Genomic DNA, 1,758 nt, shown 5'->3' with positions numbered 1-1,758 from the left:
CCCATCCTCCCCTTACCGCAAAACGAGCTCAGAGCGTACTGTTAATCCTAAGTCTTGTTCGGGGCGAATGACGACGACATCAACTTTTTTTCGACCGAACAATACTCCCGCGATCGCGCCAATTCCTGCACCCCCTAAAACCTCTTCAGTGGCGATCGCTTTGTCTCCCGTAATCCCTGAAATCGCCGCCGCCGCCGCCGCACCAATTGCTGCACCCTTGACAATAGAACCTGTATTAGCTCCTCTTTCTACAGTTTCGGTTCTGGTGACAACTCTGGAATTGGCGTTAATACGATAGCGTTTATTGCGCCCTAAAAGCAGTTCTTTAGCAACAAATTGGGAACCTCTTCTAGCAGGTTGTAGTTGACCAACAATTTCACTACCAGCGGGAATCAATACTCTACCTTGGGACGATCTAATATCTCGCGCAACTGTGAGGGTTAAAGGTGCAGTTTCGTCGGGAGTGACGATAATTTTATCCTTTTCGTAGTTAACTGGGATAGTCGTCCCTGCGGGAATTCTAGCATCAATATATGGCGAAATGCGTTGAGCTGTAGCCGGAGCAGGTGCAACATTTGGTGCTGCGGCTCCTACTAGGATACCTAATGCTAATATCGCCACTGTTCGGGAGTGCCATTGATTAGAAGTAAACATGAAAAATGTCTCCTTATTACAAGCAATCTAAAGTAATTAAAGACGCACGGCTGATAAATTAGTTGCTGAATTAACTGTTAACTGTTAACTGTTAACGGCTAATTAAGAGAAATACCTACCCCATTAAGAACTGTTATATCGATTGAGAGCGCTTATTGCTAACAGCGCTGCACCACAGGCCGGTTCATGGCGCGGCCAAATTATAGTTGCTAAGGGAGCGATCGCACTTATAGAATCTTCAAACTTCTCTCGCAAATTTGCCGTACCTTTCCACGCACCTCCTATAGTAACAATTTCATAAGCTTCTGTTTTGTCAAACAGGGCTGAAATTGCCACTTGTGTTGCTAAGGCTAATTCTGTGGCGGCGTTGTCAATAATGTTTAATGCTATGCGATCGCCTGCTGCTGCTTCTCTGTCTACAATTGGTGCTAAGGCTGCAATTTCTTTAACTCCCCACCCACGCCGATACACTACTTCTACTAAATCTTCTATGTTTTTAAGATTAAGATTAATTTTAAACTGTTCTGTGAGAGTGGTAAATTCTAAGCGCCCGTCAAAAGATTTTAAAGCTGCTTTTAAGCCTTGAATTGCTATGTCATAACCGCTACCCTCATCGCCTAAAATATATCCCCAGCCGCCTACTCGTTTAGTTTTTCCCTGATGGTTTTGACCAAAAATATGAGAGCCTGTACCTGCAATCACAGCGATGCCGATGGGTTTGCCAATACCGCCGACTAAAGCAATTTGGCTATCATTACAAATTAAGGTAGTTTCAGGTTTTAATAAAAATTTAATTGGTAAGTTGTTCCACAATTGTAACTGCGTTACCAAATCTTCTACAATATCTTCTACAATTTTGATATCTTGGGGCCGACCAACACCTGCTAAGCCCAAACAAATTGCTTTTATGGGTAAATTTTGCTCTGATTTTGCAGCTAAAACTGCGTTTTTTATGGCTAGTTGAATCGATTGTTTTGCTGTATCAACTCCTACACTTTGATAATTAGACGGGCCAGCCTCACCGCGTCCAATAATTTTACCAGTTTCGTCCATTAAGACGCAAGTAGTCTTAGTGCCACCGCCGTCGATTCCCAATACATTGCT

Annotated in this window: 2 protein-coding genes; both read right to left on the bottom strand. The window is 43.3% G+C overall.

What is annotated here, in order from left to right; genetic code table 11:
* Window positions 1-12: 12 nt before the first annotated feature.
* Window positions 13-654 carry a hypothetical protein gene (locus tag OSCI_RS10825; RefSeq protein WP_007354978.1) on the bottom strand — a complete coding sequence of 214 codons (642 nt, stop codon included), beginning with the start codon at window positions 652-654 and terminating at the stop codon, window positions 13-15.
* Between the two features lie 123 nt (window positions 655-777).
* On the bottom strand, window positions 778-1,749 hold the full coding sequence (locus tag OSCI_RS10820; protein ID WP_007354977.1) for an N-acetylglucosamine kinase: 972 nt from the start codon (window positions 1,747-1,749) through the stop codon (window positions 778-780).
* Window positions 1,750-1,758: the final 9 nt, after the last annotated feature.

The organism is Kamptonema sp. PCC 6506, from assembly GCF_000180455.1.
Taxonomy (GTDB): Bacteria; Cyanobacteriota; Cyanobacteriia; order Cyanobacteriales; family Microcoleaceae; genus Kamptonema; species Kamptonema formosum.
The sequence above is the reverse complement of the archived record's forward strand: the minus strand, read 5'-3'. Positions and strand labels throughout refer to the sequence as shown.